Annotated in this window: 28 protein-coding genes; 12 read left to right on the top strand and 16 right to left on the bottom strand. The window is 62.8% G+C overall.

Features of this window, described 5'->3' with window-relative positions; translation table 11 throughout:
- Nucleotides 1–50 precede the first annotated feature (50 nt).
- Nucleotides 51–782: a TetR/AcrR family transcriptional regulator gene (locus tag AC1DXU_RS17515; RefSeq protein WP_477310688.1), complete on the bottom strand. Its 732-nt coding sequence runs from the start codon at nucleotides 780–782 to the stop codon at nucleotides 51–53.
- Between the two features lie 146 nt (nucleotides 783–928).
- On the opposite strand from AC1DXU_RS17515, the gene AC1DXU_RS17510 reads away from it, so the two are divergent.
- Nucleotides 929–2,110: an HlyD family secretion protein gene (locus AC1DXU_RS17510; protein ID WP_477370772.1), complete on the top strand. Its 1,182-nt coding sequence runs from the start codon at nucleotides 929–931 to the stop codon at nucleotides 2,108–2,110.
- Between the two features lie 22 nt (nucleotides 2,111–2,132).
- Nucleotides 2,133–3,728: a DHA2 family efflux MFS transporter permease subunit gene (locus AC1DXU_RS17505; RefSeq protein ID WP_477370769.1), complete on the top strand. Its 1,596-nt coding sequence runs from the start codon at nucleotides 2,133–2,135 to the stop codon at nucleotides 3,726–3,728.
- A gap of 88 nt (nucleotides 3,729–3,816) precedes the next feature.
- On the opposite strand, the gene AC1DXU_RS17500 is transcribed toward AC1DXU_RS17505, so the two are convergent.
- A complete protein-coding gene (locus tag AC1DXU_RS17500; RefSeq protein ID WP_477370766.1) occupies nucleotides 3,817–5,346 on the bottom strand; it encodes an FAD-dependent monooxygenase in 1,530 nt (509 codons plus the stop codon).
- 348 nt (nucleotides 5,347–5,694) lie between these two features.
- On the opposite strand from AC1DXU_RS17500, the gene AC1DXU_RS17495 reads away from it, so the two are divergent.
- Nucleotides 5,695–6,576 carry an AraC family transcriptional regulator gene (locus AC1DXU_RS17495; RefSeq protein ID WP_477370763.1) on the top strand — a complete coding sequence of 294 codons (882 nt, stop codon included), beginning with the start codon at nucleotides 5,695–5,697 and terminating at the stop codon, nucleotides 6,574–6,576.
- Nucleotides 6,577–6,607: 31 nt separating this feature from the next.
- On the opposite strand, the gene msrB is transcribed toward AC1DXU_RS17495, so the two are convergent.
- From msrB to AC1DXU_RS17475, 4 genes are all read right to left on the bottom strand, one after another.
- On the bottom strand, nucleotides 6,608–7,111 hold the full coding sequence (msrB, locus tag AC1DXU_RS17490) for a peptide-methionine (R)-S-oxide reductase MsrB (protein ID WP_477370761.1): 504 nt from the start codon (nucleotides 7,109–7,111) through the stop codon (nucleotides 6,608–6,610).
- 220 nt (nucleotides 7,112–7,331) lie between these two features.
- Nucleotides 7,332–7,889: a fasciclin domain-containing protein gene (locus AC1DXU_RS17485; protein ID WP_477370759.1), complete on the bottom strand. Its 558-nt coding sequence runs from the start codon at nucleotides 7,887–7,889 to the stop codon at nucleotides 7,332–7,334.
- A gap of 225 nt (nucleotides 7,890–8,114) precedes the next feature.
- Nucleotides 8,115–8,846, bottom strand: a complete 732-nt coding sequence (locus AC1DXU_RS17480; protein WP_477371588.1) for an anti-sigma factor — start codon at nucleotides 8,844–8,846, stop codon at nucleotides 8,115–8,117.
- Entirely contained in the window at nucleotides 8,843–9,382 is a 540-nt protein-coding gene (locus AC1DXU_RS17475; protein ID WP_477370756.1) for a sigma-70 family RNA polymerase sigma factor, read from the bottom strand. The genes AC1DXU_RS17480 and AC1DXU_RS17475 overlap by 4 nt, the downstream gene beginning before the upstream one ends.
- Before the next feature lie 151 nt (nucleotides 9,383–9,533).
- Here AC1DXU_RS17475 and AC1DXU_RS17470 point away from each other — a divergent pair, with 151 nt between their 5' ends.
- Together AC1DXU_RS17470 and argB are read left to right on the top strand one after the other, a co-directional pair.
- Complete coding sequence (locus tag AC1DXU_RS17470) at nucleotides 9,534–11,030, top strand: amidase (RefSeq protein WP_477370753.1); 1,497 nt, start codon at nucleotides 9,534–9,536, stop codon at nucleotides 11,028–11,030.
- Between the two features lie 106 nt (nucleotides 11,031–11,136).
- Nucleotides 11,137–12,030 carry an acetylglutamate kinase gene (gene argB, locus AC1DXU_RS17465; RefSeq protein WP_477240494.1) on the top strand — a complete coding sequence of 298 codons (894 nt, stop codon included), beginning with the start codon at nucleotides 11,137–11,139 and terminating at the stop codon, nucleotides 12,028–12,030.
- A gap of 21 nt (nucleotides 12,031–12,051) precedes the next feature.
- On the opposite strand, the gene bchE is transcribed toward argB, so the two are convergent.
- Nucleotides 12,052–13,599, bottom strand: coding sequence for a magnesium-protoporphyrin IX monomethyl ester anaerobic oxidative cyclase (bchE, locus tag AC1DXU_RS17460; protein WP_477370750.1), 1,548 nt, complete (start codon nucleotides 13,597–13,599; stop codon nucleotides 12,052–12,054).
- Nucleotides 13,600–13,701: 102 nt separating this feature from the next.
- Nucleotides 13,702–14,178 carry an Lrp/AsnC family transcriptional regulator gene (locus AC1DXU_RS17455; RefSeq protein WP_477370747.1) on the bottom strand — a complete coding sequence of 159 codons (477 nt, stop codon included), beginning with the start codon at nucleotides 14,176–14,178 and terminating at the stop codon, nucleotides 13,702–13,704.
- A 140-nt stretch (nucleotides 14,179–14,318) separates the two neighbouring features.
- On the opposite strand from AC1DXU_RS17455, the gene phhA reads away from it, so the two are divergent.
- Nucleotides 14,319–15,152, top strand: coding sequence for a phenylalanine 4-monooxygenase (gene phhA, locus AC1DXU_RS17450; protein WP_477370744.1), 834 nt, complete (start codon nucleotides 14,319–14,321; stop codon nucleotides 15,150–15,152).
- Between the two features lie 107 nt (nucleotides 15,153–15,259).
- Here the strand turns inward: phhA and AC1DXU_RS17445 are convergent, their stop codons facing one another.
- Nucleotides 15,260–15,664, bottom strand: coding sequence for a VOC family protein (locus AC1DXU_RS17445; RefSeq protein WP_477370741.1), 405 nt, complete (start codon nucleotides 15,662–15,664; stop codon nucleotides 15,260–15,262).
- A gap of 102 nt (nucleotides 15,665–15,766) precedes the next feature.
- Here AC1DXU_RS17445 and AC1DXU_RS17440 point away from each other — a divergent pair, with 102 nt between their 5' ends.
- The gene (locus AC1DXU_RS17440; protein WP_477370738.1) at nucleotides 15,767–16,399 is read left to right on the top strand and encodes a TetR/AcrR family transcriptional regulator; all 633 of its coding nucleotides are present in this window, start codon (nucleotides 15,767–15,769) and stop codon (nucleotides 16,397–16,399) included.
- 49 nt (nucleotides 16,400–16,448) lie between these two features.
- Here the strand turns inward: AC1DXU_RS17440 and AC1DXU_RS17435 are convergent, their stop codons facing one another.
- Nucleotides 16,449–16,949, bottom strand: coding sequence for a MarR family winged helix-turn-helix transcriptional regulator (locus AC1DXU_RS17435; RefSeq protein ID WP_477370735.1), 501 nt, complete (start codon nucleotides 16,947–16,949; stop codon nucleotides 16,449–16,451).
- A 94-nt stretch (nucleotides 16,950–17,043) separates the two neighbouring features.
- Between AC1DXU_RS17435 and AC1DXU_RS17430 the strand changes: the two genes are divergently transcribed.
- A complete protein-coding gene (locus tag AC1DXU_RS17430) occupies nucleotides 17,044–17,211 on the top strand; it encodes a hypothetical protein (RefSeq protein ID WP_477370732.1) in 168 nt (55 codons plus the stop codon).
- A 72-nt stretch (nucleotides 17,212–17,283) separates the two neighbouring features.
- Here AC1DXU_RS17430 and AC1DXU_RS17425 read toward each other — a convergent pair whose 3' ends face one another.
- From AC1DXU_RS17425 to AC1DXU_RS17410, 4 genes are all read right to left on the bottom strand, one after another.
- Nucleotides 17,284–17,436 carry a hypothetical protein gene (locus tag AC1DXU_RS17425; RefSeq protein WP_477370729.1) on the bottom strand — a complete coding sequence of 51 codons (153 nt, stop codon included), beginning with the start codon at nucleotides 17,434–17,436 and terminating at the stop codon, nucleotides 17,284–17,286.
- Nucleotides 17,433–18,872, bottom strand: a complete 1,440-nt coding sequence (locus tag AC1DXU_RS17420; protein WP_477370726.1) for a GMC oxidoreductase — start codon at nucleotides 18,870–18,872, stop codon at nucleotides 17,433–17,435. The genes AC1DXU_RS17425 and AC1DXU_RS17420 overlap by 4 nt, the downstream gene beginning before the upstream one ends.
- Nucleotides 18,869–19,039 carry a hypothetical protein gene (locus AC1DXU_RS17415; protein ID WP_477370723.1) on the bottom strand — a complete coding sequence of 57 codons (171 nt, stop codon included), beginning with the start codon at nucleotides 19,037–19,039 and terminating at the stop codon, nucleotides 18,869–18,871. Before AC1DXU_RS17415 ends, AC1DXU_RS17420 begins: the two co-directional genes overlap by 4 nt.
- Before the next feature lie 181 nt (nucleotides 19,040–19,220).
- Nucleotides 19,221–19,982, bottom strand: coding sequence for a GGDEF domain-containing protein (locus AC1DXU_RS17410; protein ID WP_477370720.1), 762 nt, complete (start codon nucleotides 19,980–19,982; stop codon nucleotides 19,221–19,223).
- Between the two features lie 162 nt (nucleotides 19,983–20,144).
- On the opposite strand from AC1DXU_RS17410, the gene AC1DXU_RS17405 reads away from it, so the two are divergent.
- Entirely contained in the window at nucleotides 20,145–20,864 is a 720-nt protein-coding gene (locus tag AC1DXU_RS17405; protein ID WP_477370717.1) for a pyrimidine 5'-nucleotidase, read from the top strand.
- A 78-nt stretch (nucleotides 20,865–20,942) separates the two neighbouring features.
- On the opposite strand, the gene AC1DXU_RS17400 is transcribed toward AC1DXU_RS17405, so the two are convergent.
- The gene (locus tag AC1DXU_RS17400; RefSeq protein ID WP_477310649.1) at nucleotides 20,943–21,788 is read right to left on the bottom strand and encodes an LOG family protein; all 846 of its coding nucleotides are present in this window, start codon (nucleotides 21,786–21,788) and stop codon (nucleotides 20,943–20,945) included.
- 227 nt (nucleotides 21,789–22,015) lie between these two features.
- Between AC1DXU_RS17400 and dapD the strand changes: the two genes are divergently transcribed.
- Genes dapD through AC1DXU_RS17385 form a run of 3 tightly spaced genes read left to right on the top strand, consistent with a single transcriptional unit; the run spans nucleotide 22,016 to nucleotide 24,065 of the window.
- Nucleotides 22,016–22,870 carry a 2,3,4,5-tetrahydropyridine-2,6-dicarboxylate N-succinyltransferase gene (gene dapD / locus AC1DXU_RS17395; protein ID WP_477370714.1) on the top strand — a complete coding sequence of 285 codons (855 nt, stop codon included), beginning with the start codon at nucleotides 22,016–22,018 and terminating at the stop codon, nucleotides 22,868–22,870.
- Nucleotides 22,871–22,898: 28 nt separating this feature from the next.
- A complete protein-coding gene (locus AC1DXU_RS17390; protein WP_477370711.1) occupies nucleotides 22,899–23,270 on the top strand; it encodes a DUF805 domain-containing protein in 372 nt (123 codons plus the stop codon).
- A gap of 21 nt (nucleotides 23,271–23,291) precedes the next feature.
- Nucleotides 23,292–24,065 (top strand): hypothetical protein, encoded by a 774-nt coding sequence (locus AC1DXU_RS17385; RefSeq protein ID WP_477370710.1) that lies wholly within the window; start codon nucleotides 23,292–23,294, stop codon nucleotides 24,063–24,065.
- Here the strand turns inward: AC1DXU_RS17385 and AC1DXU_RS17380 are convergent.
- Nucleotides 23,968–25,008: a 2-dehydropantoate 2-reductase gene (locus tag AC1DXU_RS17380; protein WP_477370707.1), complete on the bottom strand. Its 1,041-nt coding sequence runs from the start codon at nucleotides 25,006–25,008 to the stop codon at nucleotides 23,968–23,970. The genes AC1DXU_RS17385 and AC1DXU_RS17380 overlap by 98 nt on opposite strands.
- Nucleotides 25,009–25,081: the final 73 nt, after the last annotated feature.

Raw genomic sequence — 25,081 nt, 5'->3', positions numbered from 1 at the left:
TTTACGCAATTCCGGACGGAAAACCGCTGCGCACTTTTCCTGGAATTGCTCTAACCCCTTGCCTCCAGGGCAATCCTCGGGTGGCTTTCTTCCGCAGCAAGAGCTTCGGTGCCGTAAGCCTTCAGGAACATGCTGACGCCTGACCTGACGACGTGGTCGATTTCATCCTCGCTCGGGGCTTCCGTGCGGTAGGCGAAGATGCACTGGCGGAAAAGGCCGGCCAGGCACAGATCGGTGAACTGATAGGCGGCAAGATCGACATCGTCGATCTTGAGCAGGCCGCGCTCGATGGCGGTATTGAGAAAGACCACGAACTTGTCATGGCCGCGTTTGGGGCCGCGCTCGTAAAAACGAGCGCCCATGTCGGGTATCCTGTCAGAGGCGCCGATCACCGTGCGCTGCGCCTGGATGACCTTGGCCGAGGTGATCTTGAGGGACAGCACCTTGCCGAACTTCACCAGCGTCTCGTGCAGATCGTCGGCGCGATCCAGCACGTCGTACATGTTCTTGAAGATGGTGCCGCGCTCTTCTTCGATCAGCGCTTCGAACAGCTCTTCCTTGTTGGCGAAATAGACATAGATCGTGCCCTTGGAGACACCGGCCTCGCGGGTGATGTCGTTCATCGACGCGGCTTCGAAGCCCTTGTCGATGAAGACGCGACGGGCGCCGTCGATGATCTGGCTGCGTTTGAGCGGATCCTGTCCCGCTGCCGGGCGGCCGCGACGCAGGCTGTCCAGAACATCGCACTGTTCCTCGCCGGCATCGGGTAATATTTCGGCCATAAAAGTCACACCTCGCAAAATAATTCGAACCGATCGGTTCGATTGCCCTTGATATGGGCCTCTCTCCGCGCTAAGTCAATGTCCGTATCGAACCGAACGGTTCAGTATAACAGATTTTCCTCATATAGACCTGTTGAGAGATTACCATGTCCTCGAATGCGCCCGCCACTGCCGAAGTTCGCCCTTTCCCCAATGCCAAGGTCGCTCCCGCGACCGAAGCGCCGGAAGTGCCCGTCCGGCCCGCAACCGCCACGCCCGTTGAAGCGCCGGCGAAGAAGAAGCGTTCGGTGCGCTCCTTGCTGCTGCCCATCATCGGGCTTGGCTTGCTGAGCGCCGGCGGCTGGTATGGCTATGATTACTGGATCGATGGCCGTTTCATGATCTCGACCGACGACGCCTATGTCCAGGCCGACATGGCGTTCATCTCGCCCAAGATTTCCGGCTATGTCGACCAGGTCAAGGTGACCGAGAACCAGCTGGTCAAGGCTGGCGACCCGCTGCTGGTCGTCGATGATGGCGACTACAAGATTGCCGTTGCCCAGGCCGAGGCGCAGATCGCCACGTTGAGCAAGACGCTAGACCGCATCGACGCCCAGACCGAAGCCGCGCGCGCCTCGCTCAGCCAGGCGCAGGCGCAGAAGACCGCCGACCAGGCCGCGGCCGACAACGCCGCCCGGGCCCAGTCGCGCGCCGCGCAATTGCTGAAGACACATGTCGGCACGCAGGCGCAGCTGGACGACGCCCAGACCGCGGTCGACCAGGCCAATGCAGCCCTTGTCGGCGCCGATGCGCAGATCGCGGCAGCGCAGGCCAATATCGGCGTGCTGCAGGCACAGCGCGCGGAATCGGCAAGCACGCTGGCCTCGTTGCAGCTTGGCCGGGACAAGGCCGTGCGCGACCTCTCCTTTACCGTGCTGAAGGCGCCTTATGACGGCGTCGTCGGCAACCGCTCGGTCGAGCAGGGCGACCTGATCAGCCCCGGACAGAAGCTCGCCGTCATCGTGCCTATGGACAAGCTTTATATCGTCGCCAATTTCAAGGAGACGCAGCTTGCCCGCCTGGTGCCTGGCGAGAAGGTCAGGATTTCGGTCGATGCGACCGATGGCCAGGATTTCGAGGGCACCGTGTCGTCGCTGGCGCCGGCCTCGGGTGCGGTGTTCTCGATGCTGCCGCCCGAAAACGCCACCGGCAACTTCACCAAGGTCGTGCAGCGCGTTCCGGTTCGCATCGACGTTCCGGCCGACGTGCTGAAGACCGGCAGGCTGCGCGCTGGCTTGAGCGTCGTCGTCGCCGTCGACAGCCGCACCGCACCTTCGGCGTCGAAGTAAGCGGAACCCGGGAGCAAGGGTCATGGCGACCGCAACCCTGACAGCAGGATCGGTGCCGGCGGCAATGCCGGCCATGCCGACCACCATCTCGACGCGGCGCGTCATCGCCTTCCTGGCGATGGTGTTCGGCATGTTCATGGCCATCCTCGACATCCAGATCGTCTCGGCCTCGCTGGCCGAGATCCAGGCCGGCCTGAGCGCCAGCTCCGACGAGATTCCGTGGGTGCAGACCGCCTATCTGATCGCCGAGGTGATCATGATCCCGCTGTCGGGCTTCCTCAGCCGGATGCTGTCGACGCGCGTGCTGTTCACGATTTCGGCGGCAGGCTTCACGGCGGCGAGCGCGCTTGCCGCAACCGCCACCAACATCGACCAGATGATCGTCTACCGCGCCATCCAGGGCTTTATCGGCGGCGGCATGATCCCGAGCGTCTTCGCCGCAGCCTTCACCATCTTCCCGCCGTCGCGCCGCGCCGTGGTGTCGCCGATGATCGGCCTGGTGGCGACACTGGCGCCGACCATCGGTCCGACCGTCGGCGGCTATATCAGCCATGCGATGTCCTGGCACTGGCTGTTCCTGGTCAACGTCGTGCCGGGCATCATGGTGACGGTGGCCGCCTGGTCGCTGATCGACTTCGACAAGCCGAACCTCAAGCTGTTCAGCAAGTTCGACTGGTGGGGTCTCGCCGGCATGGCAGCCTTCCTCGGCTGCATGGAATATGTGCTCGAGGAAGGCCCCAACAACGACTGGCTGCAGGACCAGGCGGTGCTGATCTGCGCCATCATCATGACCGTTGGCGGGGTGCTGTTCTTCTGGCGCGTGTTCACCGCCGAGGAGCCGATCGTCGACCTGAGGGCGTTCAGCAATGTCAATTTCGCCTTCGGCTCGCTGTTTTCCTTCGTCATCGGCATCGGCCTCTATGGCCTGACCTATCTCTACCCGGTGTTCCTCGGACGCATCCGCGGCTACGATTCGATGATGATCGGCGAGGCGCTGTTCGTCAGCGGCCTGGCGATGTTCTTCACCGCGCCGATTTCCGGCATCCTGTCCGGCAAGATCGATCCGCGGCTGATGATGATGATCGGCTTCTTCGGTTTTGCCACGGGCACCTGGTGGATGACGCATCTCACCGCCGATTGGGATTTCTATGAACTGCTGATCCCGCAGATCCTGCGCGGCTGTTCGATGATGCTGTGCATGGTGCCGATCAACAACATCGCGCTGGGCACATTGCCGCCCGACCGGCTGAAGAACGCGTCCGGCCTGTTCAACCTGACCCGTAACCTCGGCGGCGCCGTCGGCCTTGCCGTCATCAACACGGTGCTGATCGACCGCAATGCCTTCCACTATGCAAGGCTGGCCGAGCATGTGGAATGGGGCAGTGCCGCGGCACAGCAGAAGCTGCAGAACATGACGCTCAATTTCGAGCAGACTGCCGGCCTCGACGCCACAAGTGCTGCGATCTCCAAGCTGTCCGCCATGGTCCACCAGCAGGCAGCGCTGCTGTCCTTCATGGATGTGTTCTTCATGCTGACGGTGCTGTTCGCGACGCTGGGCCTGTTCACCATGGTGATCCGCAAACCCGTCGCCGCCGGTGGCGGCGGCGGAGGTCATTGAGGCTGTCGGAACCCCCCTGGCGCCCTCACGCATGACCCGGAAATTGGAAACGATTTCCGGGGTCATGTCTTATCAAGCCGCTACATCGTCACGACTGTCCGAACCAGCTGGTCAACGCATCGGTCAACCCCGCCGTTTCAGGGTCGCCGACCCAGGCGACATAGCCGTCGGGCCGGACCAGCACGGCGCCGGGAGCCGTGACCGCACCCAGCACCGGAAGCTCCCAGGCGCCATCGCATCTGGCGTCGACCTGCCGAACCTGATCCGCCCAGGGGCCGATGTCGAATGCGCCTGATGGACTGAGGTTGAGCAGCAGCGGCCGCGCGTCGTGCAGGAGGGCGAAGACCCGCATGGGGCCGTCAGCGGTGATGAGGTCGAGATCCGGGATGCGGCGTCCGAGCAGCTCGTGCCCCTCGCCAAGGTCGTAGTGGATGTCCAGGCCGGACAACATGCCGGCAAAGCGCTTGCGCGGCTCCGCCATGGCGAGAAGCTCGGACATCGTGTCGCGCAACGCCTTGGTGCGGTCGTCTTCGCGGCGGAGCGCGACCGACGCCATGGTGTTTTTCAACACACGCGCGGCAACCGGATGACGCTCGGCCTGGTAAGTGTCGAGCAGGCTTTCCGGCGATGTTTTCTCGATCACCTGGGCAAGCTTCCAGCCAAGGTTGACGGCGTCCTGCACGCCGGTCTGCAGGCCCTGTCCGCCGTCCGGCGGATGCACGTGCGCGGCGTCTCCGGCCAGCAGCACCCGGCCCTTGCGGTATGAAGCCGCCTGCCTTGTCATATCGGTGAAGCGGGCCAGCGACGTCGGATTGTGAACGCCATAGTCGGTGCCATAGACGGCAATGAGCGCCTCGCTGAGTTCATGCAGCGTAGGCTCTCCGCCAGCCCCGACCTCGCGCTCGGTCACCAGCACCCGCACCGTTCCGTCGTCCAGCCTGCCAAAGCCGTGAATGCCGATGGCGTCGCGGTGGAGGACACCCCATTGCGGCTCTCCAGACAGTTCGACCTCGGCGATCAAATTGCTGACGGTCGGATCCGAGCCCGGGAACTCTATCCCGCTTGCCTTGCGTACGAGGCTTCTACCGCCGTCGCAGCCGACGAGATAATCGGCACGAAGCGCCCGGCCATCGCTGAGCGCGACATCGACGCCAACGTCATCCTGCACGAAGCCCGTCACCTCGCGGCCACGGTAGACGGTGACGCCGCGCTCATCGACCCAATCGGCAAGAATGCGCTCTATGTGCTTTTGCCAGAGCGCCAGTCCGTAATTGTGGCGGGTGGGAAAGTCGCTGATATCAAGGGTAACGCCGGCGAAGGATGCGACCTGGGCGGTCTTGCCTTGCGACAGGAACCGATCGGCAATGCCGCGCTGGTCGAAGACCTCGATGGTGCGTGCGTGCAGACCGCCCGCACGCGTGCCGGTGATTGCCTGGCTGTCGCGCCGCTCGACGACGGCGACATCGATGCCGGCCAAGGAAAGCTCGCCGGCCAGCATCAGCCCGGTCGGGCCGCCTCCGGCGATCACCACTTGATGGGAGATCTGCGACCGGCCGGCATCAACGCGGCCGGTCGATTGGCGTTCGCCTTGGCGAGCGCGTTCTTCGGTTCTTTGCATAGGTTCTGGCCCTCTCGATCAGGGCTGCGAAATCTACGCATAAAAAGCCGTTTGCCAATTCTTGAATTTGACTGTTTTGGCCCCATTTCTAGGGTAGGCGAGGCAGTCAAGCCGTAGCCGAAATTCCCCGCACGCCGAGAAACTCCAGTTCGCAGGCTCACAGGCGCGTAGCCGGCGAGGACGTTGTCGCCCAAGCCGCCGGAAAACGACCCATACGTTCGACCGTAGACCTGGCTTTGCCTGCAAGCCGCTGCTGGCGGGCAGCTGTTGATCCATGCCAAATCGCAAGATCGGTCGAGCGCAGCATACCCGGAAGGGCCTAGCTGGTGTCGCCACGGGGAAGAGACGATGAAGGCGGCGCTTGAAAACTACCATGCCCGGATGCAGCGGGTGCTGGACCATATCGACCAGCACCTGGACGACGATCTGGGCCTGGAAGCGTTGAGCGGCGTCGCGGCGTTCTCGAAATACCATTTCCACCGGCAGTTCATGTCGACCTTCGGGTTGTCCGTGCATCGCTATGTCCAGCTCGCCCGTATGAAGCGCGCTTCGTACCGGCTGGCCTACAGGGACGCCGAAAGCGTCACGGATATTGCGATGGATGCCGGTTACGATGCACCGGATGCCTTCGCCCGCGCCTTTCGGCAACGGTTCGGGCAATCGCCTTCGTCGTTCCGGAAGTCTCCCGACTGGGAGCCGTGGCTTGCGGCCTTCGGGCCTCTCGACAACGCCAGGAGCAAGCTCATGCAGAAGACTTTTACCACTGACGACGTGACGATTCGCGATGTGCCCGCCACGCCGGTGGCGATCATGGAGCATCGGGGCGATCCGGCGACGATCGGCGCCACCATCCAGCGGTTCATCGCATGGCGCAAGGCCGCTGGCCTGCACCCCAGGACAAGCCCGACCTTCAATGTCTGGCGTTCCGAGCGGCGTCCTGCGTCGCCCGCCGATTATAGCCTCGACCTTTGTGTTGGGACCGACCAACCGATCGAGGCGAATGGCGAGCAGATCAAAGCCGGCGAGATCCCTGGCGGGCGCTGCGCGGTGCTGCGCGTCGTCGGCAACACGCACAATCTGGAGCCCGCCGCGCTCTACCTTTATCGCGACTGGCTTCCGGCCAGCGGCGAGGAAGCACGCGACTTCCCGATCTATTGCCAGCGGCTGAGCTTCTTCCCGGAGGTGCCGGAGCACGAGGTAGTCGCCGAACTCTTTTTGCCGCTGAAATAGCGCCCCCCTGAAGGCGCCCTATCCGGCGCCGTCAGGCCGACGCCGGCTTGAAGGTCAAGGCGACGCCGTTGATGCAATGGCGCAGGCCGGTCGGGGCCGGACCATCGTCGAAGACATGGCCGAGATGGCCGCCGCAACGGCGGCAGTGGACCTCGGTGCGGGTCATGCCGAGCGACCGGTCGGTGGTCTTGCCGATGCCATTGGCGATCTCCTGCCAGAAGCTCGGCCAGCCGGTGCCCGAATCGAACTTGGTGTCCGAGGGATAGACCGGCAGGTCGCAGCCGGCGCAAGCGAAAATGCCCTTGCGATGCTCGTTGAGCAGCGGGCTGGTGCCGGGATATTCGGTACCTTCCTTGCGCAGCACATTGAAGGCTTCATCAGACAGGATGGCGTGCCACTCGGCGTCGGTCTTGGTGACTTCGAATTTTTCCGCTGCCCGTGCGTCCTGGGCTCCGCCCATGCGCAACATGGCTGCCGTGCCCGCCAGCAATGCCACAGCGGCGGCACCGCTCCAAAGAAAGTCGCGACGGTTCATGACCATTTTCTCCTGTCGTCCTTTGCCAAATTCGACCGTCACAGGGAAATCAAATGCCAGTGACGATCATGCCCCCTGAAAACGGACACTCCGCAACGGCTCCGCATTGGAGCGGACGGTGCGGAGTGTACGCTGGTCGATTGCGCGGGTCACGAGGGGACGGTAGCCGCGCAATCTACATGGAGCCTTGGTCGTAGCTTCGCTGGCAGCGAAGCTTTTGTTACATCTTCGGCAGAAGAACCTTGTCGATGACGTGGATGACGCCGTTCGACTGCTCGACATCGGCGATCGTCACATTGGCGACGTTGCCGTTCTCGTCGGTCACCGTGACCTTGCCGCCTTCGGCCTTCAGCGACAGTTCGCAGCCGCCAACGGTCTTGACCTTGTGCGTGCCGCCATCGGCCTTGGCCATCGCGGCGACGTCCGCGCCCATCGCCTTGGCGCCGATGACGTGGCAGGTCAGGATCTTGGTGAGCTTGTCCTTGTTCTCAGGCTTGAGCAGCGTCTCGACGGTGCCGGCCGGAAGGGCTGCAAAAGCCTCGTTGGTCGGTGCGAAGACGGTGAACGGACCGGCGCTCTGCAGCGTCTCGACCAGGCCGGCTGCCTGGACGGCGGCGACCAGCGTCGTGTGGTCCTTCGAATTGACCGCATTCTCGACGATGTTCTTGGTGGCAAACATGGCGGCGCCGCCGACCATTGGATTTTCGGCATAGGCGACGGTGGCGAGTGCAGAAACAGCGATCGTACCGGCAAGCAAAAGGGTGGCGAATTTACGCATGATGTCGAACTCCTTGGGGTTATCGTTTCCCATATTTGGGACGCGAGGGAGTTACGGGATAGAAATGTGCAAGTTTCACCAAATTAGGAGATTTTTTATTTTTACACGCCGGCGCGCAGAATTTTTCTGCATTGCCTTTGCCGGCTCATATGCTTTTTGCATACGCGCGCATCTAGGCAATGAGCCAAAATATACTTTCCTTTGGAAACTGGCGCCGAGAGCCTATCAGATGCTCTTCAGATCGCCCGCCGCGACCACCGGTCCGGTTGGCTGACCGGTCGGCGAACCGCCGGTGGGCTCGACGCTGACCGCCAGCACGGCGCCTTGCGCAAGCTTTGCCTGCACGGCCGGCGAAACGATCAGGTGTGCGGCCCCGCCAGCGGGGATGACGCCCATCGAGACCGGGTTGTTCTTGCCTTCGATCATCCACAGCTCGAAGTCCTTGCCGGCGGCGCGTTCGCCGGAGACATGGGACAGGCTGACATCGTGATGGGCGGCGTCGTAGACGACCAGATATTTGACATCGCTGCCTTCGGCGCCCAGCGAAGCGACGAGGCGTGTCTGCGGCTGCTCGACCGGCGGGTTGATGTAGGGCACGGCAATGTAGATCGCCAATGCCGCGACGGCTGCGGTGGCAAGACCTCGCCAGAAGGCAAGGCTGGCCCAGAGACCGGCGCTCGGTTGCGCGGTTGTGGTGGAGCTTGTCGCGGTCGAGGAGAACAACCGGCGGTCGACGGCGACCTTGACGGTCGCCGGAGGTGCGACTTCCGGATAGGCGGACGCCAGCGGCGAAAAATGCACTTCCCAGCCGTCGACAAGACGGGCGAAGCCGGTTTCCGCATCGATACGGCTGGAGGCAATCTGGCGTTCGTCCGCTGCCAGGACGCCGAGAACGTATTCGGCGGCGAGCAGGTCGTCGCCTCCACGTTCCGGTCCGTTGTCTTGTGCCAGCGTCATCTTTCCAGACATTCTCTAAGTTTCAGCAGACTGCGCCGCAGCCAGGTCCGCATCGTGTTCAACGGAACGCTGTGGCGCTCCGCCAATTCGGCATAGCTTTCGCCATTGAGATAGGCGCCCCGGACAGCCGCTGCCCGATCCTTTTCCAACTCATCGAGACATTGATAGATGCGTTCGGATTCACCACCCGCCACAACCATAGCCTCAGGTCCCGGAGCCGGATCGGCCACGTCGAGCGCGGCATCGATATCGGCAGCAGGCTTGCGCCTCGCCCTGATGCGATCGATCGCGTGATTGCGCGCGATTGCCACCAGCCAGGAGATCGGACTCAGATCGGAAACAGCGAAACGATCTGCCTTCGTCCATACTTTGACGAAGACCTCTTGCAGCGCTTCTTCCGCATCTCCCCGGTCATGCAATACACGAAGGCAGACACCGAAAAGTTTCGCACTGGTCTGCCGATAGAGCAGATCGAACGCGGCCCGATCCTTCATCGAAGTCCGGACAATCAGCGTGGTGATGTCCTGCGGCGTCATGCTGACAAATTAGGTGATTGCCGTGTATTTGCAACGGTGGAAACGTTGTTGTCCACGCAAACCGTTGTTGCGCCCGGCTCGCCAGTATTTCCTATCGATTGCCAAAGAAATCGCCGGCCGCTAGCCTTCTTAGAGGTGGAGGACTTCCGAAATGTCGGTTGAACGGGTTCTGTGGGAACAAGATGCAACCGGCCTCGCCGCTCTTGTGCACAAGGCAGAGATCTCGCCAGAGGAGCTTGTCGATGCCGCGATTGCGCGCGCCGAGGCGACCCGTCCCGACATCAACGCCATCGCCGAGACGCTCTATGACGCGGCCCGGACACGCGCCAAAACCATCGACCGCAAGCTGCCGCTTGCCGGCGTGCCGTTTGCGCTGAAGGATCTCGGTATCGCCATCAAAGGTGTGCCGACGCATACGGGCAGCCGCATCCCGGCTTTCACCGCCGATTTCAACTCGGTGATGACCGAGCGCCATCTCGCCGCCGGGCTCATTCCGATCGCCACCAGCACCACGCCCGAACAGGGGTTGAGGCTGATGACCGAATCGGCCGCCTTCGGCATCACCCGCAATCCGTGGAACACGGCCCATACCAGCGGCGGTTCTTCCGGTGGCGCAGCCGCGCTCGTTGCTGCCGGCGTGGTGCCGGCGGCGCATGCCTCGGATGGCGGCGGCTCGATCCGGGTGCCGGCGGCCTGCAGCGGGCTGGTCGGCCTGAAGACCTCGCGCGGCCGCGTGCCGCAGACGCCGCTGGTCAGCGAGAGCTGGTACGGCATGGTCGTCGAGCACGCCGTCACCCGCTCGGTGCGCGATTGCGCCTTGCTGCTCGACCTGACGCACGGCCCCGATCCGCTGGCGCCCTATGCCGCGCCGACGCCGCAAGGCAGTTTCGTCGCCGCGGCAGGGCGCGATCCGGGCAAACTCAAGCTCGCCGTCTACCGGGGATCGCCGCTTGGCCTGCCGATATCGGCAGAGACGCTGAAGGCGTTGGATATCGCCGTGGCGCTGTCCCGTGAAGGCGGCCACACGGTGGAGGAGATCGACCTGCCCTATATCGATCGCGATTTCATGGCCGATTTCGCCAGGTCGGTCGCCTCGGCGGTGGCCGGCACGATGCGCAGCGAGGCCTTGCGCGTCGGCCGCCCTGTCCTGGGCGACATCGAACGCGCCACGCGGATCATCGCGCGCTTCGGCGAGATCGTCTCGGCCGGCGACATCTATGCCGGCCTGCAGCGGCTCAATGCGACATCGCGCCGGCTGATCGCTGACACCGTCCGGTATGACGCCGTGCTGATGCCGATCATTGCGCATCCGCCACTTGCCTGCGGCGCCATGGATCCCAAAGGGGCCGACGAGTTCATTGAAAACGTGCTCGACAAACTGCACCTCACCCGGCTCTTGAAACTCAAGCCATTGCTGGGGCAGTTGATGGACAAGAGTCTGTGGTTCACCCACTGGCCGGCGATCCAGAACATCACCGGCCAGCCATCGATCGCGCTGCCTGTCCATGTCACCGATGCCGGCCTGCCGCTCGGCATCCAGGCCGTAGGACGGCCGGGCGACGAGGAGACGCTTTTGTCGCTGGCCGCGCAGATGGAAAAGATTTCGGGCTGGTTGGCGCGGCGGGCGCCACTCAAGGTGCCAGGCTAGATCTCGCACACTCCCAGATTTCATCATTGTGATAGCAAAGCCGTTTGCGGCCTGCCCCAATTCCCGCTAAGACGCCGCCGTTCATGCCAAGCTGGGAACCATGCCGATGACGGAGATCACCGCCACCGCCGAAATGCAGGCCGCCCTGCTATCGCGCGCGCTGCCCTATATGCAGCGCTACGAGAACAAGACGGTGGTGGTGAAGTATGGCGGCCACGCCATGGGCGACATCGAACTCGGCAAGGCTTTTGCCCGCGACATCGCGCTGCTCAAACAGTCGGGCGTCAATCCGATCGTCGTCCATGGCGGCGGCCCGCAGATCGGCGCCATGCTGGCCAAGATGGGCATCGAATCGAAGTTCGAGGGCGGCCTGCGCGTCACCGACCAGAAGACGGTCGAGATCGTCGAGATGGTGCTGGCCGGCTCGATCAACAAGGAGATCGTGGCGCTGATCAACGCCGAGGGCGAGTGGGCGATCGGCCTGTGCGGCAAGGACGGCAACATGGTTTTTGCCGAAAAGGCGCGCAAGACCATGATCGACCCGGACTCCAACATCGAGCGGGTGCTCGATCTCGGTTTTGTCGGCGAGCCGGTCGAAGTCGACCGCACGCTGCTCGACCTTCTGGCACGGTCGGAAATGATCCCGGTGCTGGCGCCGGTGGCGCCCGGCCGCGACGGCCACACCTACAACATCAATGCCGACACCTTTGCCGGCGCCATCGCCGGCGCCTGCCAGGCGACGCGCCTTTTGTTCCTGACCGACGTGCCCGGCGTGCTCGACAAGAACAAGAAGCTGATCGACGAATTGACCGTGGCCGAGGCCAAGGCGCTGATCAAGGACGGCACGGTGACGGGCGGTATGATCCCCAAGGTCGAGACCTGCATCGAGGCGATCGAGCGCGGCGTCGAAGGCGTCGTCATCCTCAACGGCAAGACGCCGCATGCGGTGCTGCTCGAGCTGTTTACCGAGCATGGCGCCGGAACGCTTATAGTTCCTTGAGCAACGAAGGCCGATAGCGCCTCAGGCGCTCGGCGAAATCCCGATAGCGGGCTGGGCCGGCTTGCGGGCCGGGCGCGCGAACACCATCGATTCTTCCTCGGCGTCCTGCGGTGCGCCCCAGAACTCGGCCAGCGTCGGGCCGTCTTTCACCCTGATGTCGCGGGCCAGAAAGCCCCAGACTTCGCGGAACCAGACGCGGCGGCCCATTTGCGTGTACCAGCGCATCGAATGGCGCTGTTCCGGGTCCCTGTGGAAAAGAATGCGTGCCAGCGCCTTGGGCCGCGACTGCACCGCGACCTCGATCAGCTTGACCGAGAAGAACAGCATCCAGGGTTTCAGCCGGGTCATCTGCAGCACCTGGTGCTTGTAGTCCCACAGGCGGGCGTCCCGCTGGATCACCTTGCGGTCGCGGGCGATGCGGAAGAACGGCGTCCAGCGATGCGGGGTGACATAGAGCGCCTGGATCTGGTCGGGATCGTAGGCAAGCAGCTGGCGCAAGCCGCGCCACAGGTCGCGAAGGGTCTCGTCCTCAAACCCGGCCACCCAGGTCGCCATCGACAGGATACCGTGCAGGCGCAGCAGCCGGATCGCCTCGCGGTCGGATGAGGTGCTGCCGCCCTTGCGGATCAGTTGAAGTGTTTGTTCGTCGGTGTTTTCCATGCCGAGCAGCCAGCGGATGACACCGGCCTTGCGGTAGAGATGCAGGATGTCGGCGTCGCGCACGATGTCGTCGGCGCGGGTGGAGCCGACGATCAGCACCGGCACGTTCTCGGCAATCAGCGCATCGAGAAAGGCACGCCAGGCCTTCTTCGAAACGGTCGGGTTCTCGTCGGCGAGATTGATCAGTTCGACGCCATGTTCGCGGTGCAGCCAGGCAATCTCCTTGGCAAATTTCACGGGGTCGCGATGCCGCCAACGGGTCCAAAAGCCACGCTGGCCGCAATAGTTGCACAGATGCGGGCAGCCGCGCGAAAACTGCATGACCACGGCGCGCTTGCCGCCCCAATAGCTGTAGCGCCTGTGATCGATCAGTTCCCAGCCGACGCGATAGTTGTCGAGGTCGGCGATCGTCATCGTCGGCCCTGTGGCGAAGGGACGGCGCAAATCGTCGCGAAAGGCGATGCCGGCGACTTCCGCCAGCGGCTGGCGTCTCGCCAACGCCTCGACCAGAGCGACGATGGTCGCCTCGCCTTCACCGCGGACGATGAAATCGAAGACATCGGTTGCGCAGAGAATATCGCGCCAATGATAGGTCGGGAACACGCCGCCATAGATCACCATCGTTGCCGGTTCACGCGCCTTGACCATCCGTGCGATCTGCAAGGCCGTCGGATGCGCCGAGGTCGAACCGGAGTGACCGATCAGGATGCAATCGGGATGATCGCTCAAGGCATCGCGGACGAGCGTGGCGAGCGGCATTGGCCCGAATTCGGCATCGACGAGGCGCACGGCGTGACCGGCATCGATCAGCGGGCCGCCTACCGCAAGCAGGCCGAGTGGCGGCAGATGGTCGTCGGGTACGCGGCTACCGATGGCGGTGTGCGGCGGATTGATCAGGACGATTTTCATGACGGACCCTTCGCAATGGCGGTCCGCATGTCGTAGCCGGCGATTCAAACTTGGAATTGGGCTCTGTTCAGCAGTTTGTGTGCAGCTTTTCCGCAGAAATGCTTAGCGCCTCAGATGCCCGAGCGGCACGTGGCCCGGCCCTTTGATGTTCTGCAGCACGAGCTGGGTGTGGACGTCGCGCACGCCGGCGAGCCGCATCAGCCGGTGCATGACAAAGGCGTTGAGCTCGTCGACCGAGGGCACCATGACATGCAGCAGGAAATCGTGGTCGCCGGTCATCGTCCAGCACGACGACACTTCGTCCATGCGCTGGACGGCGGCGATGAAGGCTTCGGGCGAGCCATCGCTGTGGCTGGTCAGCCGCACCTCGATGAACACCTCGACCATCAATCCGACGGCGCGGCGGCTGAGCACGGCGGCAAAGCCCTTGACGATGCCGGTGTCCTGCAGCGCCTCGAAGCGCCGCGCGCAAGGTGTCGTCGACAGGCCGATCTCCTGCGCCAGCTCGGACACCGGCTTGCGTCCATCGCGCTGCAGGATGTCGAGCATCTTGATCTCGAACTCGTCAAACTGAGGCATTTTCACTCTCCTGTGGCATGGATTGAGTGAATATTATCTCGAATACCCCGTTTGAGCCATCATCAAAACCGATTTGCCTCGGCAAATCCGGTTAGCCTTGCGGCAGAATTCGCCATTGATGATTTGCGAGGAGAACAGCCATGACGATGAGTGTTGCCGACTACGCCCGCGACTGCGCGGCACAGGGCCTGCGCGGCGACTATTCGGTCTGCCGTGCCGATTTCACCGTGGCGCAAGGCTACGACTACTCTGCCAGCGAACAGGCGGTGTGGCGCACGCTGTGTGACCGCCAGACGAAGCTGACGCAGCAGCTGGCGCATCATTCCTATCTCGACGGCGTTGCCGCGCTTGGCCTGCTCGACCGGATCCCGGATTTCGGTGCGGTCAGCGACAGGCTGCGCAAGCTTACCGGCTGGGAAATCGTCGCCGTGCCGGGGCTCATTCCCGCGGCGCCGTTCTTCGACCATCTCGCCAACCGCCGCTTCCCGGTCACCAACTGGCTGCGCACGGAGCAAGAACTCGACTACATTGTCGAGCCGGACATGTTCCACGATTTCTTCGGCCATGTGCCGATCCTGACGCAGCCGGTGTTTGCCGATTTCATGCAGATGTACGGGCAGAAGGCCGAGGCTGTGATCGCGCTTGGCGGCGACGAGATGATCACCCGCCTCTACTGGTACACCGCCGAATACGGGCTGATGCAGGAGCCGGGCCAGAAGCTGAAGGCGTTCGGCGCCGGGCTGATGTCGTCCTTCACCGAGTTGCAGTTCGCCGTCGCCACCAAGGATGCCCACCACGTCCCCTTCGACCTGGAGACGGTGATGCGCACCAGTTACGAGATCGACAAGTTCCAGCGCGCCTATTTCGTGCTGCCGTCCTTCGACGTGCTGCGCGACGCCTTCCAGACCGCCGATTTCAACGCGATCGTCAACCGCCGCAAGGGACAGCCGGCGCTCGACCCGGCGACGGTATAGCAATCCGGGACCAGTGTTTAAGGCGCTCCGCCCGGCCTGCATAAGACGAAAACCCAAAGCGCGTCGCATGAATCCGTTTCAACGCGACGCGCTTTGGATCCGCCTGGCTACTGCATGGCAGACGGGTTCATCCACAGCAACTCCCAGACGTTTCCGTCCGGGTCTTCGATGTGGCGGTTGAACATGAAGCCGAGGTCCTGCGCAGGGTTGGGATCGGCGCGGCCGCCGGCCGCCACGCCCTTCTCGATGACGGCATTGACCTCGTCCTTGCTGTCGGCGGTGAGCGCGATCAGCATCTGGCTTTCCCGCCTGGGGTCGCCGATCTGCCGCGCCGTGAACTGGCTGTAGTGCTGGTGCGTCAGCAGCATGACCCCAATGGAGTCCGAGAACATGATCGAGCTGGCCTGGTCGTTCGAGAACTGCGGATTGAGCGTGCCGCCGATCGCGAGATAAAAATTGGTCGCTGCCTGCAGATCGCGCACCGGCAGATTAATAAAGATCATCTTGGTCATCGGTCTAAGCCTTGCCTTCGTTGACAGGTACTAGTCAGTCCAGTACCGTTTTCATGGCTACCATGTGGGAACGGTACCGTCTAGTACTTGTTTGAGGGCATCATGAAAATCGACGGTGAGACCAGATCAGAACGCAAGGATCGTGAAATCATCCAGGCGGCCACGGCGGCGTTCGTCAGCAAGGGTTATGACGGCACCAGCATGGAGGAAATCGCCACCAGGGCGGGGGCTTCCAAGCAGACCGTCTATAAACATTTCACGGACAAGGAGACGCTTTTCGGCGAAGTCGTTCTGGCAACCGCTGCCCAGGCCAACGATATTATCGAGTCGGTGACGACGCTGCTTTCCGAGGCGAAATTCATGGAAGGCGGTCTGCAGCAGCTTGCCCGACGTTTGATATCGGTGCTCATGGATGAAGAGCTGTTGAAGCTGCGGCGCTTGATCATCGCCAACGCGGATCGAATGCCGCAGCTTGGCCGCAGCTGGTACGAAAAGGGCTTCGAGCGCATGCTTGGCTCAATGGCTTCCTGCTTTCAAAAGCTCACCAGCCGAGGACTTATACAAACCAGTGACCCCTATCTGGCCGCCAGCCATTTTTTTGGGATGCTTCTTTGGATCCCGATGAATGAAGCCATGTTCACTGGAAGCAACCGGCGATCCAAGGCCGAACTTGAACGGCACGCGGATGCCTCGGTGGAGGCGTTTCTCGTCGCCTATGGGGTCCAGCCGAAATAGTCGCGCTCTCTGCCGACGTTTGCGGTGAAGCCGCGAACGCAACGTCCCCCTATCGCCCGTTTGGGATGTCCGGCCCCTCGGCCTTCAGCCGCGCCAACTGGTCGCGCTGCAGGTCGAGCGCGGCGCGGACGAAACGCGATATGGTGGCCAGCTCCGCATCGCTGAAGGTGGCGATGACCTTTTCGCCCTCCCGCGCAATGGCGCCGTAGTAGCGCGCCGACAGGTCTCGCGTCGCCTCGGTGCCCTCGATCACCACCTTGCGTCTGTCCTCCAGACTGCGCGTGCGCGTGAGCAGGCCGCGCGCCTCCAGCCTGTCGATCAGCGCCGTCACCGCGGCCGGCGTCAGGCCAGTTGCGGTGGCGATCGCACCAGCCGATTGCGGGCCGCCATAGAGCAGCCCGATGCAATGGCGTTCCGCCATGTTCAGCCCAAGCCTGACCCCCACGGCTTCGTCATAGGCCTGCGTCGCGTCCTGCCATTGCATGATGGCCAGGCCGATGGCCGTCGTCATTTCGTGGCGATTCTCGCTTGACGAATTTAGTTCGATCATCTAACTATCAATCTGTCTAACATTTAGACCGTAACAACAATATGCGGCTGCAGCTCAGACATAGCAAGGGCCGGCCGCCGACAAGGAGTGAAAAATGAGCTTGATCCAACAGCGTGCGCCCCTCTCCCACGAGGAAGAGTTCAAATACGCCAAGCTGGCGATGGAATGGTATGGCTGGGGCTCTCCCATCGGCCTCGGCATTCTGCTCGTATCGCTTGCGGCCGCCTCCGTGCTGGTGCGCATCGCCGTCTACGGCTTTTAACGCCTCTTCCATCTCGATGGACTCGGGATGGGGCCTCCGTGTTTTTCCGAAAACCGGTTTCGGGATCATCTTTTAGGAGGCCAGATCAGAATCCACCCAAAGGCGCGCCAGGGCGGCGCCGGTAGCGATCACTGCTGCCGGCGCCGCCGGCTTTTTGGTGGTAAGACGGGCGACGACTTCGTCGCGCCGGGATGACTTCGTCACACCGGTGATGATCTGCGTCACACGGCAATGACTTTGCTGAGGTGATCGCCGAGCCGACAGGCCAGGGCGGTGATGGTCGTCGTCGGATTACACTCGCCCGACGTGCAGAACACCGAGGAGCCGCCGATATAGAGGTTCTCCATGCCGTGCACCTTGGAGTTGGCGTCGACGACGCTCTTGGTGACATCGGTGCCCATGCGGGTGCCGCCCATGTGATGGTGGCCGGCCAGTTCCTCATTGGTCGGATAGTCCTCGCCCTTGGTGAGCCAGTCGGCGATGCGCACCCGGCCGAGATCCTTCTGCACCAATGTCGTGCCGAACAGCCGCAGTCCCTCAAGGATGGTGCGGCGTTCCAGCTCCGATTTCTTCCAATGCAGTTCGATGCGCGGCACGCCGGCATGGTCGACGTCGGTCCTCGACAGTTCGATCTGGTTCGAGGCCAGTGGCACCTGTTCCCAGGCGACATAGAGCTGGGCGGCGCAGCGCAGGTTCTGGCTGAGCTGGTAGGCGACCCATTCGGCCGCGTCGGGCGCGGTGCAGGCGAGGTCGGCGATCAGACCCTTGACGCCGGCATAGGGCGTCTCGATCAGCCGGATGCCGAAATTCATGATCTGCAGGCGCTCCATCGCGGCAAGCGTCGGCGAGAAGAAGGCCTCGTTGACGGCGTCGACCTGGAACTCGCCATAGTCGGCCAGGATGGCATTGCCGCCTTCGAAGGTCGGGTGCTCCATCCAATAGCGGCCGAGCGCGGTCGCATTCGGCACCACGCCGCCGTTCGAGCGCTGGTTCGACCACAAAAGCAGCCGTGAATTTTCCAATCCGCCGGTGCAAGAGATGAAATAATCGGCAGTGAACGAGCCGGCATCCTGGCCGTTCGACCAGATCTTGGCGCCGGTCACCTTTTTGCCGTCACCGGCAAGCTCGGTGGCATAGGTGTTGAGCACGACGGCGATGTTCTTGCTCTTGTCGAGCTCATCGGCGAATTTTTCGCCAAAGCGCACCGCCGGGCTCTTGATCAACTGCACCCAGCGGATGTCGTCCGAAATTGGCACATCCGGCTGAAAGGCCGGCAGTTCCAGAATATCGTGCACTTCCGACAGGTAGGGCTCGATATCGGCGCGGCTGATCGGCCAGCCGGTATCGGGCGCCCAGGCCTTGGGCTCGAAATCCTGCTTGTCCAGCACGCGGCACCAGCCGGCCCAGTGGTTGGAGCTGCCGCCCATGAAGCGCAGCCGGGTGATGTCGAGATCGAAATAGGGGTCGCCGACCGTAGTGCCGCGGTAGAAATCCTGCGAATCGTCGCTGAATTCCCGCGAGCCCGCCTCCAGCACGACAACCGGAATGCCGGCGGCGCCAAGCTTCCTGGCGATCGTGGTGCCGGCAGGCCCCGAGCCCAGGATGCAGACCTTGGCGGCAAAATTCGAGGCTTTGAACGTCTCGTAGTTGTCGAAGATCATGCCAGATCGCTCCGCTTCAGGATCCAGCCATTGACCTCGACGATCTCATTTGGGTCGGCGTAAGGGGGTTCGACATCGGGCCGTCGGCGCAGCAGCGACAGGGCCGGCAACGCAATCAGCGCCTGGACGATCGCGCGGCGCGATATTTTCTTGACGAAGAAACTCATGACACATCTCTCGATGGAACTTCGATCCCACATGGCGTTCTCTGAACGGCACACGTGCCCCAGCGATATGCCAATCTCGTGCCAACCTAGCCGGAACCTGATTTCAAGCGGGTAAACGGCATGGTTGAGTGAAAACAAGGTTAGCAATTGCTTAGCAAGCGCGGGGCGCTTGAGCGGGACTTCAGGCGGCTTCGGAAATGTCCCGGTCGAGGATCGACAGATTGCGGCCGCGATGCTTGGCCTCGTAGAGCCGCCGGTCGGCGGCGCGCATCAGCTCCGACACGTTGACGTCTTCGCCGCAGGTGGTGCCGCCGATGCTGACGGTCAGCGGAACCGTTCGTTCGTCGACCGGACGGAAGCGGATCAGTTCGACTTCGCGGCGGATGCGCTCGGCGACGCGCTTGGCTTCCTGTTCGGTGGCGCCGACCAGGAAGGCGCCGAATTCCTCGCCGCCGATGCGGCCGAGCACGTCGCCGCTGCGCACGCCGCGCTCGATGGCGCTGGCGATCAAAAGCAACGCGTCATCGCCGGTCAGGTGACCGAAACTGTCGTTGATCGCCTTGAAATGGTCGGCATCGATGATCAGCAGCGCGCCGCGATCGGATTTGCGCCGGGAGCTGTCGAGTGCGGCAAAAAAGCTCTCGCGATTGAGCATGCCGGTCATGTCGTCGCGGCTCGCCTTTTCCGAGAGGCGCCGGTGCGCGGCGGCGAGCTGGGCGTGGGCGCGAGCGAGTTCGCGATGCGCGCTTTTCAGCCTGTCGCTCTGCCAGAACGTGCTGGCGCTGGCGATCCAGGCGAGGGCCAGCGGACAGACCGTCGAGCTCAGCCAGATGGTGCGGCTGATCGGGAATCCCATCGCGGGAACGACGATCAGCGTCAACAGAAGCGAGGCTGCTACGGAGGCGAAAGCGACGGCGGCGGACTTTAGAAGTATGCTGTTCATCGCTAGCTCCCACTGAACCGTCTCTGTGCCAGCAAGCCCTAAAGGTCACCTTTCGGCGATGGCTAAAATTTGAATCGTGACACCACTTTCGTCACTTTCGACGCGTATAAGTTGTGGATAAATCCCCCTGTCAGGGAAATCTTTTCGTGCCATAAGACGCGTATGACCACGCTCCCTGATCCCGCCCGCTTCGCTCACGTCACCGACTGGGTGTTCGACCTCGACAACACGCTCTACCCGCATCACTCGAACCTGTTTTCGCAAATCGACGTCAAGATGACCGCCTATATCGGGGAGTTGCTGACGCTGCCGCGCGACGAGGCGCGCAAGCTGCAGAAGGAGCTCTATCAGGAATACGGAACGACGCTGAACGGGCTGATGACGCGCCATGGCATCGACCCCGACGATTTTCTCGAGAAGGTCCACGACATCGATTATTCATGGCTGGTGCCCGACCCGGTGCTCGGCACCGCGATCCGCCAGCTTCCCGGCCGCAAGTTCATCTTCACCAATGGCGACCGCCGGCATGCCGAACGCACCGCGCGCCAGCTCGGCATACTCGACCATTTCGACGACATCTTCGACATCGTCGCCGCCGGGCTGAACCCCAAGCCGGCGCGCCAGACCTACGAGAAGTTTGCCGAACTGCACGCCGTCACCGGTCACAATGCGGTGATGTTCGAGGATCTGGCCCGCAATCTGGCCGTGCCGAAATCACTCGGCATGACCACGGTGCTCATCGTGCCGCGCAATTTCGAACCGACCTTCGCGGAAATCTGGGAACGCGATCCGGCCAATGAGGACGACGTGGATTTCGTCACCGACGACCTCGCGACGTTTCTCACGGCGATTGTGGAGGGGGTAGAGGAATTGAAGAACTGAGGAATTGAAGAACTGGGGAACGGAGGAACGATCCGGACCCCCTTTTTCCTCAATTCTTCAATTCCCCATTTCCCCACCCTACTCCCCTAATTTGTAGAAGCGCCTGATGATCCCCCAGGCTTCGTCGGCGGTGTCGACGAAATCGATGATGTCCTGGTCGCCGGGCGTGATCGTGCCTTGCTCGGCGAGGAAATCGAGATCGATCGCCCGCTTCCAGAACGACTTGCCAAACAGGATCACCGGAACGCGCTCCATGCGGCCGGTCTGGATCAGGGTCAGCGTCTCGAAAAATTCGTCCATCGTGCCGAAGCCGCCCGGAAACACTGCGACGGCCTTGGCGCGCATGACGAAATGCATCTTGCGGATGGCGAAATAGTGGAAGTTGAAACACAGCTCCGGCGTCACATAGGCGTTCGGCGCCTGCTCGTGCGGCAGCACGATGTTGAGGCCGATCGACGGGGCGCCGACATCATCGGCGCCACGGTTTCCGGCCTCCATGACGCCCGGCCCGCCGCCGGTCACCACGACGAATTCGCGGTAGTAGGAGGCAGCCGACTGCTGCGAGCAGAGGCGGGCGAATTTGCGCGCCTCCTCGTAATATTTGCTGTTTTCCTCGAGGTTCTTCTTCTGCGTTTCGTTCTTGGCCGCCCAGGCTTCACCGCCTGGTTCTGGAATGCGCGCGCCGCCGAACAGGATCACCGTCGAGCGGATGCCGCGCTCGGCCAGGATCATCTCCGGCTTCAGGAGTTCGAGCTGTAGCCGCACCGCGCGCAATTCGCGCCGCGTCATGAAATCCGGGTCGTTCCAGGCGAGACGATAGGTTTCGGCGCGTGTCTGCGGCGTGTCCGGTACGCTTTTCGACCGCTCCAGATCCTCGTCCGAATGCGGCAGCGGCGTCCATCCCGCCTTTTCCATAGGTGTCATATCAGTTTACCCGTCCAAATAATTCACTTGCGCCGTCCCGTGACGCAGCCGCGATTGACCCTCCCCATGCCTTCACATAAGCAGGTTCCGCAAAAGTGTCCTGCGGTTTTGCGACAAGAACCTGCTACATGCAAAGACCCAAGCAGACAAAGCCTGCCCAGGGTCCGCGCGACTTTCGAAACAGGTTAAGGCGCTGCCCCTTAACAGCTTGGTAATGGAGCGAATTCATGTCGAAGCCCGATCTGGCGAGCCTCGAAAAGACCATCGAAAAGGCCTTCGAGGAGCGCGATACGATTTCGACCGCGACCCGCGGCGAGACGCGCGACGCCATCCAGTCGGCGCTCGACCTGCTTGACCGGGGTGCCGTGCGCGTCGCCGAGCGTCAGGCCGACGGCAAATGGCACGTCAACCAGTGGCTGAAGAAGGCGGTGCTTTTGTCCTTCCGGCTCAACCCGATGGAGATCATCAAGGGTGGTCCCGGCGAAGCCGTGTGGTGGGACAAGGTGCCGTCGAAGTTCGACGGCTGGAGCGCGGTCGATTTCGAGAAGGCTGGCTTCCGCGCCGTGCCGTCGTCGATCGTGCGCCGCTCCGCCTATGTCGCGCCGGGCGCCGTGCTGATGCCGTCCTTCGTCAATGTCGGCGCCTATGTCGATAGTGGCACCATGGTCGACACCTGGGCCTCGGTCGGCTCATGCGCCCAGATCGGCAAGAACGTGCATCTGTCGGGCGGCGTCGGCATTGGCGGCGTGCTGGAGCCGATGCAGGCCGGCCCGACCATCATCGAGGACAATTGCTTCATCGGCGCGCGCTCCGAAGTGGTCGAAGGCTGCATCGTGCGCGAGGGCTCGGTGCTCGGCATGGGCGTCTTCATCGGCCAGTCGACCAAGATCGTCGACCGCGCCACCGGCGAAGTCTTTTATGGCGAAGTGCCGCCGAATTCCGTCGTCGTCGCCGGTTCGATGCCGGGCAAGGCTTTCCCGAACAACGAGCCGGGCCCGGGCCTCTATTGCGCCGTCATCGTCAAGCGGGTCGACGCCAAGACGCGGTCCAAGACCTCGATCAACGAATTGCTGCGCGATTGACCTTTTCCGACAATGCGAGCGTTCCCGATTGACCGATAGACCGCAACTTCCCTGGCTCTTCTTCAGCCTCTCGGGCCGCGTCAGCCCGAGCGCGTACGTGCTTGCGGGTTTGCTGCTGCTGGTCGCGCAGTTTTTCCCGCTTTACCAGTTCGCCAGACTGGAGCCCGGCACTCAAAACAGTCAGATCTGGGCGGTTGTGTTCTGGTCCGTCCTGCTGATTTCGACATGGTCCAGCTTCGCCGTGACCGCAAAGCGCTTCCATGATTTCGGCAAGCCGACCTACTATGCGTTGATCTCTCTTGTCATTGGCCCCATTCTTCTCATCATCCTGGCGTGTTTCAGGAGCGATCCTGGGCCCAATCGCTACGGCAAACGCACCAATGCACCGGGTGAACCCTGAGCGCCGATCGGACCTCTCGTCATGCGCTACCGCACGCTTGATCCGAAACTGATCATCGACACCGCCGAGCGGCTGGAAAGCCGCGTCGCCGAGCGTTTTCCCGATGCCGGCTTGCGCGGCGTCGCCGCCGAACTGGTGTCGCTGTCGCGCGACCTGACCAAGGCGGCCAAGGCGCTCGAAGCGCCGATCTGGTGGCTGCGCGGCATCATCGCCGCGGCCGTGGTCGCCGGCGCGCTGATCTTCCTGTTCGTCGGCACCATCCTGCCGCTCATTCACATCTCCCAGGCCGACGATGCGGTGCAGTCGGTGCAAGGCATCGAAGCCACGATCAACATGATGATCCTGGCCGTGCTCGGCTTCCTGGCGTTGATCCGCACCGAGGAGCGTCTCAAGCGCAAGCAGGTGTTTCGCCAGCTGCACGGGCTGAGATCGCTGATCCATGTCATCGACATGCACCAATTGACCAAGGATCCGGCGGCGCTTTCGGCCAGTTTCAAACCGACGTCGCAGTCCCCGGCCCGTATCACCAACGCCGCCGACCTGGCGCGCTACCTCGACTATTGCTCGGAAATGCTGTCGATCACCGGCAAGATAGCGGCGCTGTTCGCGCAGTCGGTCAATGACGACGTGGTCATCGACGGTGTCAACGACATCGAGAACCTGGCGTCCAACCTGTCGCGCAAGATCTGGCAGAAGATCACGCTGATCGAGAACCACCCGGCCGCGCAACCTGCTCCGGCGTCAGGCCCGGCGAGCCAATCTGCGCCGCCTCCGCCGCGCGCACCAAAGCGATAACGCTGTTCAGCAGCGGCGCCGGCGTGCCCGCCTTTTCAGCGAGGCGCACGACCGCCCCCTGCAGTTCGCCGATCTCGGTCGGCCGGCCGCGCTGCAGATCGTCCCACATCGACGAACGCGCTTGCGGGTCGATGGCAAGCATGCGCCGCGCCAGGCGCCTGAACAGCCAGTCCGGCAGCCTCAGCACCTTTGGCAGCAGCGCGGGCCGCAGGCCGGCGATGCGCGCCGGCTTGATGCTCAGCGCCTTCATGGCTGCCAGCGCCTCGTCGATCTGACCGGCCAGGATCAGCCGCCAGCGGCGATCGGCAAGCTCCGTCGCCAGTGGCAGGCCGGACAGCGCGGCAAGCGCGTTGTTCAGGTTCATCAGCAGCTTGCCCCACAGCGCCGCCGTCATGTCGGCATGGGTTTCGAGGGCAAGCCCCTCGACATCGAGGCGCTCGGCAAGGTCGGCCATGCCGTACTCGATCATCACCTTGCCCTCGCTGGCGCGGTGCACGCGAAGCGGCAATAGCCCGTCCGGGGACTGGACGACGTTGAACGGCACCATGCCGGCGAGCACAAGCCGCTGGCCAAGCCCGGCCCGCAATATGCCGGCATTATCGACGCCGTTCTGCAGGCTGACCAACACCGCGTCCGGACGGGCATGGGCGGCAATCAGTGCGGCCATCTCTTGCGTCGCGCCGCTCTTGACCGTCACCAGGATTATTTCGGCGTCGTGCAAGGCGACCGCCGGGTCGACAGTCACCGAAACCGCCTCTGGCTCGATCAAGCGGTCGCGGCCGTCGAGGTCGGTGATGCGCAATCCGCCTTGCCGCAAAGCCGCGTCGATGCGTGGCCGCGCCAGCAGAATCACCGGCCGGCCGGCGAGCGCCAGGCACCCGCCGACGTAGCAGCCAATGCTGCCGGCGCCGGCAATGGCGATTGTTTTTTCCCCGTTGGCCATCCGATAATCCTGCCGTGACCTGCAACTATACGACATGAAAACCATAATGTCGGCGGCATGGTCGGTCTTCATG

This window comes from Mesorhizobium sp. P3_A10 (assembly GCF_056403175.1).
This window is presented reverse-complemented; position numbering and strand designations above follow the sequence as displayed.

Excerpts from the sequence above, each read along its gene's own strand:
- AC1DXU_RS17475 (WP_477370756.1), bottom strand. The coding sequence starts at position 9,382 with ATGACGCCGCAGGACATCACCACGCTGATTGTCCGGACTTCGATGAAG.
- AC1DXU_RS17470 (WP_477370753.1), top strand. The coding sequence starts at position 9,534 with ATGTCGGTTGAACGGGTTCTGTGGGAACAAGATGCAACCGGCCTCGCC.
- AC1DXU_RS17430 (WP_477370732.1), top strand. The coding sequence starts at position 17,044 with ATGAGCTTGATCCAACAGCGTGCGCCCCTCTCCCACGAGGAAGAGTTC.
- AC1DXU_RS17380 (WP_477370707.1), bottom strand. The coding sequence starts at position 25,008 with ATGGCCAACGGGGAAAAAACAATCGCCATTGCCGGCGCCGGCAGCATT.
- AC1DXU_RS17495 (WP_477370763.1), top strand. The coding sequence starts at position 5,695 with ATGAAGGCGGCGCTTGAAAACTACCATGCCCGGATGCAGCGGGTGCTG.
- AC1DXU_RS17510 (WP_477370772.1), top strand. The coding sequence starts at position 929 with ATGTCCTCGAATGCGCCCGCCACTGCCGAAGTTCGCCCTTTCCCCAAT.
- AC1DXU_RS17405 (WP_477370717.1), top strand. The coding sequence starts at position 20,145 with ATGACCACGCTCCCTGATCCCGCCCGCTTCGCTCACGTCACCGACTGG.
- AC1DXU_RS17400 (WP_477310649.1), bottom strand. The coding sequence starts at position 21,788 with ATGACACCTATGGAAAAGGCGGGATGGACGCCGCTGCCGCATTCGGAC.
- AC1DXU_RS17385 (WP_477370710.1), top strand. The coding sequence starts at position 23,292 with ATGCGCTACCGCACGCTTGATCCGAAACTGATCATCGACACCGCCGAG.
- AC1DXU_RS17440 (WP_477370738.1), top strand. The coding sequence starts at position 15,767 with ATGAAAATCGACGGTGAGACCAGATCAGAACGCAAGGATCGTGAAATC.
- AC1DXU_RS17420 (WP_477370726.1), bottom strand. The coding sequence starts at position 18,872 with ATGATCTTCGACAACTACGAGACGTTCAAAGCCTCGAATTTTGCCGCC.
- AC1DXU_RS17505 (WP_477370769.1), top strand. The coding sequence starts at position 2,133 with ATGGCGACCGCAACCCTGACAGCAGGATCGGTGCCGGCGGCAATGCCG.
- AC1DXU_RS17415 (WP_477370723.1), bottom strand. The coding sequence starts at position 19,039 with ATGAGTTTCTTCGTCAAGAAAATATCGCGCCGCGCGATCGTCCAGGCG.
- AC1DXU_RS17445 (WP_477370741.1), bottom strand. The coding sequence starts at position 15,664 with ATGACCAAGATGATCTTTATTAATCTGCCGGTGCGCGATCTGCAGGCA.
- bchE (WP_477370750.1), bottom strand. The coding sequence starts at position 13,599 with ATGAAAATCGTCCTGATCAATCCGCCGCACACCGCCATCGGTAGCCGC.
- AC1DXU_RS17410 (WP_477370720.1), bottom strand. The coding sequence starts at position 19,982 with ATGAACAGCATACTTCTAAAGTCCGCCGCCGTCGCTTTCGCCTCCGTA.
- argB (WP_477240494.1), top strand. The coding sequence starts at position 11,137 with ATGACGGAGATCACCGCCACCGCCGAAATGCAGGCCGCCCTGCTATCG.
- AC1DXU_RS17455 (WP_477370747.1), bottom strand. The coding sequence starts at position 14,178 with ATGCCTCAGTTTGACGAGTTCGAGATCAAGATGCTCGACATCCTGCAG.
- AC1DXU_RS17485 (WP_477370759.1), bottom strand. The coding sequence starts at position 7,889 with ATGCGTAAATTCGCCACCCTTTTGCTTGCCGGTACGATCGCTGTTTCT.
- msrB (WP_477370761.1), bottom strand. The coding sequence starts at position 7,111 with ATGAACCGTCGCGACTTTCTTTGGAGCGGTGCCGCCGCTGTGGCATTG.
- AC1DXU_RS17500 (WP_477370766.1), bottom strand. The coding sequence starts at position 5,346 with ATGCAAAGAACCGAAGAACGCGCTCGCCAAGGCGAACGCCAATCGACC.
- dapD (WP_477370714.1), top strand. The coding sequence starts at position 22,016 with ATGTCGAAGCCCGATCTGGCGAGCCTCGAAAAGACCATCGAAAAGGCC.
- AC1DXU_RS17515 (WP_477310688.1), bottom strand. The coding sequence starts at position 782 with ATGGCCGAAATATTACCCGATGCCGGCGAGGAACAGTGCGATGTTCTG.
- AC1DXU_RS17480 (WP_477371588.1), bottom strand. The coding sequence starts at position 8,846 with ATGACGCTGGCACAAGACAACGGACCGGAACGTGGAGGCGACGACCTG.
- phhA (WP_477370744.1), top strand. The coding sequence starts at position 14,319 with ATGACGATGAGTGTTGCCGACTACGCCCGCGACTGCGCGGCACAGGGC.
- AC1DXU_RS17435 (WP_477370735.1), bottom strand. The coding sequence starts at position 16,949 with ATGATCGAACTAAATTCGTCAAGCGAGAATCGCCACGAAATGACGACG.